Below are 2,709 nucleotides of genomic sequence, written 5' to 3' on the forward strand. Positions count from 1 at the left end.
TCATACTGTGCTCCGGTGCTCGGTAGCGTCGAAGCAGTTCTTGAGGTATCTGGCGTCGTCGAGCGCATTGTGCTCACCGGAGACTTGCTCGGGCAGCTCTGGTCGCCCCAGATCGTCGAGCCGCTGCTGAAACTCGCGGGTATACATCGGTAGGCCTTTGGGCAGCATGATCATTGGTCCCCACAATTGCGCGAGCGCGACGTGATCGTAGGCACCGAAGTCGGCCCACAGTTCCGGTTCCGGGGCCGCGAGCAGGAACTCACGCACCTCGTTGGCGATGACCCACTTCGGCTTCACTAGCACCGACCGCTTGTTCAGAGACCACGACCACTGGTTCGAGCCGAACCCTCTCGTCGGCTTACCGCCGTTGAGAGGGAGGTGCGGGACGACGTTCTGGCACAACCAGTCGTTCTTCGCGATGCGGTCGCGGTCCATGTCCGAGTTGACCGCGTAGTACTCGCGTCCGTCCTCGGCAACGATTCCGATCGAAATCAGATCGATCGTCGAACCGTCCTCGTGGAATTCGGTGTCGTAGAAGTACTTCACGTGTGAACCTCCTTGGTGGCCAGAAGGATGAGGCGGGATTTCGGTATCCGGTTTGCGCAGCGGATTTCGTTGGGCGCGGTTCCGTAGAACGGGAGTACGAAGATTTCGTCGCCGCGGTCGAGGCGAACTTGCCAAAGATCCCACGACGGAATGTGTTTCATCCATCGCATGCCAGCGGAGTACCGCCAGGCGGTCGCGGGGTCTGCGCTCATGCACACCATCGGTCTGGCGTCACCGGCCCCGGCTTCGTCGAGGCCACCGACTGTGATCCCGGATCCGACTGTCGGTTTGGAGCCGGGACGTAGGCCGTGGCGTGTGATGGATTTGCGTCGGTCGGTCGGCGCCCAGTGGTAGAGGTCCGGCAGATGCAGTGTCATTCGTCTTCGTCCGAACCGGCCAGCTCGCCCCAGTATTCATCGGATTCGATGAGCAATCCGCGGTTGACGTGCGGCAGAACGCTCGTCGAGAAATGCCCGTAGTGGCCGAGATGTTCGGCTTGATCAGTCATCGGCATGCTGTGAACGCACAGCACGAAGTCCCCTGCCCGGTAGTCTTCGCCAAGTACCGACATCGCGAGGTTCGACACGGCTTGCTCGACGGCGCGCCATTCGTCACTGTCCCGGTAGGTTGCCATCGGTTTCCTTCTCTCTCATCGCTGCCCGGTATCCGGTGTCGTAGCCGTCGTTGAAGATGTGTGCGCGTAGTTCGTCGATGTCGCGTTGCATTGCCGGATCGAGCGGCGGGATTTTGGCGGCCATCACTCGCTCTTGCTCGGAGTGAGGGTGGAGCCGGCCGGAGCGGTCACCTCGAGGAGCGTCGAGTAGTGCTCTCCCCTATCGTGCCGCTGGCTGACCGAGGTCGGCCACTTCGGGAGCGGTGTTGCTTCGTCGACCTGTCCGATGGCGAAGTTCCAGCAGCCGTTGTCGGCGTACCAGCCGGAGACCAACATCTTCTGTTTGCCGTCGGGTGCGGTGATGGTCGCAGTCCACATCGAGTTGAACTGGCTGAACTCCTCGCGCACGGCGCCGTCGACTTCGATGCAATCGTCGGATTCGCCCCAGAACAGGAATGTCGCGGTGGGCTTTTCGGACGCCGGTCGCACTTCGATGATGTTCGGTCGATAGGTTCGGGCGGTCAGTCCGACTGCCTCGTCGAACTTGACCCGGAATTCGTCTTCGGGTTCATCGCCGCGGAACGGGATCGAGTTGTGATGCGAATGCACCGACGCGTACGCGGCCATCGTCTGCAGGTAGGTGAGCAGGTACTCGGCGTCGTCGGTTCGGCCGTCGAGTCGGAGTTCCCGGACTCGTTGGAAGGCGAAGTCGATGCCGTTGGTGTGGGTGACGATCTTCATTGGTTGTCTCCGGGGAGGATTCCCAGCATGGCGAGCATGGTGGTGGCGTCGTCTGCATGATCGGCTGCGGCGCAGACCGCGAGGCGCGCTTTGTGGATGGTCTCGTCTGACAGCGGTTGGGCGAGGAGGAATCCGTCGCCCAACCGTGTCTCTTCGGGATGGCTCATGGCCTACTTCGGTAGGTCCTCGATGCGGGTGTTGCCGAGGGGTTGGACGTCTTGTCGTGCGAGCGGCGCGTCGTAGAGCAGGACGTTGATACCGAGGCCTGCGGTGTATTCGATGTATGCGCCGCTGGTGGCGTCCTTGCCGTAGTAGGCGTTGCAGCCGCCGCTGCCCGATGACCAGGTGCCGTCCATGCTGGGTCGGGGTACGACGACCTTGCCGTTTTCGCTGCTGTTGATTTCGTACGTCGGAACGAGGCTCGTGCAGTAGTTGACGGGCAGTCCTTCGAGTACGTAGTAGCCGAGCAGCTTCCCGTCGGCGGACTGCAGGTAGACGTAGGACAGTTTGCCGGGGTTCTTTCCCCAGGTGTCGATCCAGAAGTTCTTCGTCGCGCGGGTCGGCGAGAAATCCATGCTGTGTGCGGGCTGGTTCGCGACGAGCTTGTCGTAGGTGTTGTCGACAGTGGCGCGTTCGGAGTTGCGGGAGTCCGATTCGTTCGGTCCACATCCGGCGAGGAGTGCGATGGAGGTGATGCCGGCGGCGCACGTGGCGGCGAGTCGAGTCATTTCGCGCATGTTGTGTGGTCCTGTGTCGGGTCGATGGAGTACGGGAGGCTGCTGGCGAGGAAGTTCGCGAGTGTGTCGGCC

Annotated in this window: 7 protein-coding genes; all 7 read right to left on the reverse strand. The window is 61.9% G+C overall.

Features of this window, described 5'->3' with window-relative positions; translation table 11 throughout:
• The 7 genes from ACH4F2_RS35565 to ACH4F2_RS35595 are packed head-to-tail and all read right to left on the reverse strand — an operon-like array spanning position 1 to position 2,628.
• Positions 1-546 carry a 3'-5' exoribonuclease domain-containing protein gene (locus ACH4F2_RS35565; protein ID WP_351644451.1) on the reverse strand — a complete coding sequence of 182 codons (546 nt, stop codon included), beginning with the start codon at positions 544-546 and terminating at the stop codon, positions 1-3.
• The gene (locus ACH4F2_RS35570; RefSeq protein WP_287485998.1) at positions 543-923 is read right to left on the reverse strand and encodes a hypothetical protein; all 381 of its coding nucleotides are present in this window, start codon (positions 921-923) and stop codon (positions 543-545) included. Before ACH4F2_RS35570 ends, ACH4F2_RS35565 begins: the two co-directional genes overlap by 4 nt.
• Entirely contained in the window at positions 920-1,180 is a 261-nt protein-coding gene (locus tag ACH4F2_RS35575) for a hypothetical protein (protein ID WP_021343812.1), read from the reverse strand. The genes ACH4F2_RS35570 and ACH4F2_RS35575 overlap by 4 nt, the downstream gene beginning before the upstream one ends.
• Positions 1,158-1,304 (reverse strand): hypothetical protein, encoded by a 147-nt coding sequence (locus tag ACH4F2_RS35580; RefSeq protein WP_021343813.1) that lies wholly within the window; start codon positions 1,302-1,304, stop codon positions 1,158-1,160. The genes ACH4F2_RS35575 and ACH4F2_RS35580 overlap by 23 nt, the downstream gene beginning before the upstream one ends.
• Complete coding sequence (locus ACH4F2_RS35585; RefSeq protein ID WP_351644967.1) at positions 1,304-1,900, reverse strand: hypothetical protein; 597 nt, start codon at positions 1,898-1,900, stop codon at positions 1,304-1,306. Before ACH4F2_RS35585 ends, ACH4F2_RS35580 begins: the two co-directional genes overlap by 1 nt.
• Positions 1,897-2,067: a hypothetical protein gene (locus ACH4F2_RS35590; protein WP_021343815.1), complete on the reverse strand. Its 171-nt coding sequence runs from the start codon at positions 2,065-2,067 to the stop codon at positions 1,897-1,899. Before ACH4F2_RS35590 ends, ACH4F2_RS35585 begins: the two co-directional genes overlap by 4 nt.
• A gap of 3 nt (positions 2,068-2,070) precedes the next feature.
• Entirely contained in the window at positions 2,071-2,628 is a 558-nt protein-coding gene (locus ACH4F2_RS35595; RefSeq protein ID WP_021343816.1) for a hypothetical protein, read from the reverse strand.
• Positions 2,629-2,709 lie beyond the last annotated feature (81 nt).

The sequence above is a fragment of the Streptomyces sp. NPDC017890 genome (genome assembly GCF_044328675.1).
Taxonomy (GTDB): Bacteria; Actinomycetota; Actinomycetes; order Streptomycetales; family Streptomycetaceae; genus Streptomyces.

Excerpts from the sequence above, each read along its gene's own strand:
- ACH4F2_RS35570 (WP_287485998.1), bottom strand. The coding sequence starts at position 923 with ATGACACTGCATCTGCCGGACCTCTACCACTGGGCGCCGACCGACCGA.
- ACH4F2_RS35575 (WP_021343812.1), bottom strand. The coding sequence starts at position 1,180 with ATGGCAACCTACCGGGACAGTGACGAATGGCGCGCCGTCGAGCAAGCC.
- ACH4F2_RS35580 (WP_021343813.1), bottom strand. The coding sequence starts at position 1,304 with ATGGCCGCCAAAATCCCGCCGCTCGATCCGGCAATGCAACGCGACATC.
- ACH4F2_RS35585 (WP_351644967.1), bottom strand. The coding sequence starts at position 1,900 with ATGAAGATCGTCACCCACACCAACGGCATCGACTTCGCCTTCCAACGA.
- ACH4F2_RS35590 (WP_021343815.1), bottom strand. The coding sequence starts at position 2,067 with ATGAGCCATCCCGAAGAGACACGGTTGGGCGACGGATTCCTCCTCGCC.
- ACH4F2_RS35595 (WP_021343816.1), bottom strand. The coding sequence starts at position 2,628 with ATGACTCGACTCGCCGCCACGTGCGCCGCCGGCATCACCTCCATCGCA.